Origin of the sequence: Janthinobacterium sp. FT14W (assembly GCF_009208755.1) — a bacterium.
GTDB classification, from domain to species: Bacteria; Pseudomonadota; Gammaproteobacteria; order Burkholderiales; family Burkholderiaceae_D; genus Janthinobacterium; species Janthinobacterium violaceinigrum.
In genome coordinates, this window is record NZ_WFLL01000098.1 from 1 (window position 1) to 3,806 (window position 3,806).

The 3,806-nt window shown below is 70.2% G+C and carries 6 protein-coding genes; all 6 read left to right on the plus strand.

All coding sequences use genetic code 11. From position 1 onward, the window contains the following. The coding region (locus tag GCN74_RS28060) for a triphosphoribosyl-dephospho-CoA synthase (RefSeq protein WP_193317305.1) at window positions 1-461 on the plus strand (461 nt) is incomplete at its 5' end. After that, window positions 448-756: a malonate decarboxylase subunit delta gene (locus GCN74_RS28065; protein ID WP_152259694.1), complete on the plus strand. Its 309-nt coding sequence runs from the start codon at window positions 448-450 to the stop codon at window positions 754-756. The genes GCN74_RS28060 and GCN74_RS28065, both read left to right, overlap by 14 nt. Beyond that, window positions 753-1,607, plus strand: coding sequence for a biotin-independent malonate decarboxylase subunit beta (locus GCN74_RS28070; protein WP_152259695.1), 855 nt, complete (start codon window positions 753-755; stop codon window positions 1,605-1,607). The genes GCN74_RS28065 and GCN74_RS28070 overlap by 4 nt, the downstream gene beginning before the upstream one ends. After that, the gene (gene mdcE, locus GCN74_RS28075; RefSeq protein WP_152259696.1) at window positions 1,604-2,416 is read left to right on the plus strand and encodes a biotin-independent malonate decarboxylase subunit gamma; all 813 of its coding nucleotides are present in this window, start codon (window positions 1,604-1,606) and stop codon (window positions 2,414-2,416) included. The genes GCN74_RS28070 and mdcE overlap by 4 nt, the downstream gene beginning before the upstream one ends. 54 nt (window positions 2,417-2,470) lie before the next feature. Then, window positions 2,471-2,899, plus strand: a complete 429-nt coding sequence (madL, locus tag GCN74_RS28080) for a malonate transporter subunit MadL (protein ID WP_152259697.1) — start codon at window positions 2,471-2,473, stop codon at window positions 2,897-2,899. After that, on the plus strand, window positions 2,892-3,656 hold the full coding sequence (madM, locus tag GCN74_RS28085) for a malonate transporter subunit MadM (RefSeq protein ID WP_152259698.1): 765 nt from the start codon (window positions 2,892-2,894) through the stop codon (window positions 3,654-3,656). The genes madL and madM overlap by 8 nt, the downstream gene beginning before the upstream one ends. Window positions 3,657-3,806 lie beyond the last annotated feature (150 nt).

Consider the following 3,806-nt stretch of genomic DNA (forward strand, 5'->3'; position numbering starts at 1 on the left):
GCGCGCTGGCCCGCCTGCATGACCGCGGCGCGCCTGGGACCACGGGCAACAAGGGCGAGCTGGCGTGCCGCCAGTACCAGGTCGATGGCGCGCGGGGCCAGGCCCGCGCCGGTTTCCCGCTGGTGACGGGCGCGGGACTGTCCGCTTTGCACGCCTCGCGCTCGCGCGGCGACAGCGAGACGACGGCGCGCCTGAACGCCTTGCTGGCCATCATCGCGCGGCTGGACGACACCTGCGTGCTGTCGCGCGGCGGCGAGACGGCATTGCTGGCGCTGCAAACGGGCGCGGCGCGGGTGCTGGCTGTCGGCGGCGCGGCCACGGCTGCCGGCACGCAGGCGCTGCTGGCGCTGGAAGCGGCGGCACTGGAGCGCGGCGTGTCGCCGGGCGGCGCCGCCGACCTGCTGGCGGCCACCCTGTTCCTCGATCGGTTGACTGAAGGAGATGCGCATGGAAACGCGTGACTACACATTCGCGGCCGGGCCGGCGGTGGCCGGGCGCGCGCTGGCCGGCGTGGTCGGTTCGGGCGACCTGGAAGTGCTGCTGCAGCCGGGCGACGCTGGCCTGACCCGCATCGTCGTGAACACGTCCGTCGATGGCAAGGGCGCCGTGTGGGATGCACTGCTGCTGCGCGTCTTCGGCGGCGAGCCGCTGCCGGCGGCGAGCATCGTCATCAACGATTGCGGCGCCACGCCGGGCGTGGTGCGCATGCGCATCGAACAGGCTTACGAAGAATTGCAAGCAGGGAGGGCGGCATGAGCACATTGACGCAATTGCTGGAGCGCGACAGCTTCATCGAACGCAGCGCGCGCAGCCGGGCGCGGGCCTTGCTCGATGCGGGCAGCATGCGCGAACTGCTCGACCCGTTCTGCGGCATCGCTTCGCCGTGGCTGCCGCGGCAGGGCGTCACGGCGCAGGCGGACGACGGCGTGGTGGTGGCCAAGGGCCTGTTCGACGGCCAGCCGGCCGTGGTGCTGGCCATCGAGGGCGCCTACCAGGGCGGCAGCATGGGCGAAGTGGGCGGCGCGAAGATCGCCGGCGCGCTGGAACTGGCGGCGCGCGACAACCGCCAGGGCATACCGACGCGCGCCATGATCCTGTTCGAGACGGGCGGCGTGCGCCTGCAGGAAGCCAACCTGGGCCTGGCGGCGATTGCCGACATCCATGCGGCCATCGTCGACCTGCGCCGCTACCAGCCCGTGATCGGCATCACGGCCGGCACCGTCGGCTGCTATGGCGGCATGTCGATCGCGGCGGGCCTGTGCAGCTATCTGGTGGTCACACGCGAGGCGCGCCTGGGGCTCAACGGCCCGGCCGTGATCGAGCAGGAAGCGGGCGTGGACGAATACGATTCGCGCAACAAGCCCTTCATCTGGAGCCTGACGGGCGGCGAGCAGCGCTTTCACAGCGGCCTGGCGGACGCCTACGTGGACGACGACACGGTACAGATGCGCGCCGCCGTGGCCGATTTGTTTGCGCGCGGCGTGCCGCGGCAGCACCGCAGCGGCCAGGCCGACGCCTTCCTGGCCCGCCTGGCGGACGTCGACGCGGGCGTGCAAGCCACGCCCGAAGCCGTGCGCGCCATCTACAGCAAAGGAGCAGCAGCATGAACGCCATTACCGAAACGAGCCGCGGCGCCACCTGGCTGGCGGCACTGACCGATGGCACGGCGCCGCTGGACGGCTATCCGTCTTCCGTGCGCGTGGTGGATGCGCCGCTGGCGGGCGAAGCGGCGCGCTACCTCGCCGTGGTTCCCGATCCGGACAACCGTTTTACGCGCGCCCGCACGGGGGAAATCGGCCTGGTCGAGGCGTGGCAACTGGCGCGCGCCGTGCAGCAGGTGCTTGCCGAGGACCGCGACCTGGCGCTGAAACGCCCCATCGTGGCCGTCATCGACGTGGCCAGCCAGGCCTATGGCCGGCGCGAGGAAGCATATGGCATCCACCAGGCGCTGGCCGGCGCGGCGGGCGCATATGCGGAGGCGCGCCTGGCGGGCCACCCCGTCATCGGCCTGATCGTCGGCAAGGCGATGTCGGGCGCGTTCCTGGCGCACGGCTACCAGGCCAACCGCCTGATCGCGCTCGACGATCCGCAGGTGATGGTGCATGCGATGGGCAAGGCGTCGGCGGCGCGCATCACCTTGCGCACGGTGGCGGCACTGGAAGCGCTGGCTGAAACGATCGCGCCCATGGCCTACGACATCCGCAACTACGCCACCCTGGGACTGCTGTGGCAAACCTTGCAGGTGGCGCAGCCCAATGCGCCGTCAGGCGAGGATGTGGGGCAGGTGCGCGCCAGCCTGCAGGCGGCGCTGGGCGATATCCGCGCCGATCCGGAACGGGGACTGGCCAGCCGCCTGGGCGCGCCGCACCGCCAGGCGTCGGCAAAAGTAAGGGAGGTACTGGGGCAGCAGTGGTAGGTGCAACAACAGAGAAGACATCAAGTCATTCCTATTCCTATAACGGAGACAATCATGATCATTTACGGAACCGCATTGCTGGCCCTGTGCCATTTGCTCGGCATCTTCCTGGGCGACCTGCTCGGGCAGCTGATGGGCGTCAAGACCAACGTGGGCGGCGTGGGCATCGCCATGCTGCTCTTGATCTGCGCCCGGCTCTACATGCAGCGCCGCGCGTGGCTGCCGCAGATGACGGAGCGGGGCGTCGAATACTGGGGCGCCATGTATATTCCCGTGGTGGTGGCCATGGCGGCGCAGCAGGACGTGGTGGCGGCGCTGCGCGGCGGGCCCGTGGCCGTGCTGGCTGCCATCGGTTCCGTGCTCGTGTGCGGCGCCGTCATTTCGCTGATTAACCGGTCGGAAAGCCCTGCTGCCATCGCCGCCGCCGAAGCTGACCGCGCGCAAGCCGATTCCCTGCTGATGAAGGAGCACCGCCATGCTTGAAATCTTTGAAAAAGCCGCCATCCACAATGGCCTGGTGACGGCCTTCGCCTTTGTCGGCCTGATCATGCTGGTATCCGTGGCGCTGTCGAAGTATCTGACCCTGGGCCGCGTGCACGGTTCGGCCATCGCCATCGTGATCGGCCTGGGCCTCGCTTACTGGGGCGGCGTGCATAGCGGCGGCCACAAGGGCCTGGCCGATTTGTCGCTGTTCGGCGGCATCGGCCTGATGGGCGGCGCCATGCTGCGCGACTTCGCCATCGTCGCCACCGCCTTCGAAGTGCAGGCGACGGAGGCGCGCAAGGCGGGCCTGATCGGCGTCGTGGCGCTGATGCTGGGCGTGGTGCTGCCCTTCCTCGTCGGCGCCGCCGTCGCCTATGCGTTTGGCTATTCGGACGCCGTCAGCATGACCACCATCGGCGCCGGCGCCGTCACGTACATCGTCGGCCCCGTCACGGGCGCGGCCATCGGCGCCAGCTCGGACGTCATGGCGCTCAGCATCGCGGCAGGCCTCATCAAGGCCATCCTGGTGATGGTGGGCACGCCCGCCGCAGCGCGTTTCCTGCGCCTGAAAACGCCCCGTTCGGCGATGGTCTTCGGCGGCCTGGCGGGCACCGTCAGCGGCGTGTCGGCCGGACTGGCGGCCACCGACCGCAAGCTGGTGCCGTATGGCGCGCTGGTGGCCACGTTTCATACGGGGCTGGGCTGCCTGCTGGGACCATCGCTGCTGTTCTTTGCCGTCAAGGCGGTGGTGGCCTGATGGACGCCTGGCGCGCGCATGACCTGCTGTGGGTGTCCGGCGTGCCGGAGGGGCAGTGCTTGCCCGCCTGGCTGGACGCGGCCTGGCTGCAGGCGGCGCCGCTGGTGGTGCGGCGCGCCAGCGCGGCGCCCGGGCGCATCGCCGTGGGCA

Excerpts from the sequence above, each read along its gene's own strand:
- GCN74_RS28065 (WP_152259694.1), top strand. The coding sequence starts at position 448 with ATGGAAACGCGTGACTACACATTCGCGGCCGGGCCGGCGGTGGCCGGG.
- mdcE (WP_152259696.1), top strand. The coding sequence starts at position 1,604 with ATGAACGCCATTACCGAAACGAGCCGCGGCGCCACCTGGCTGGCGGCA.
- GCN74_RS28070 (WP_152259695.1), top strand. The coding sequence starts at position 753 with ATGAGCACATTGACGCAATTGCTGGAGCGCGACAGCTTCATCGAACGC.
- madM (WP_152259698.1), top strand. The coding sequence starts at position 2,892 with ATGCTTGAAATCTTTGAAAAAGCCGCCATCCACAATGGCCTGGTGACG.
- madL (WP_152259697.1), top strand. The coding sequence starts at position 2,471 with ATGATCATTTACGGAACCGCATTGCTGGCCCTGTGCCATTTGCTCGGC.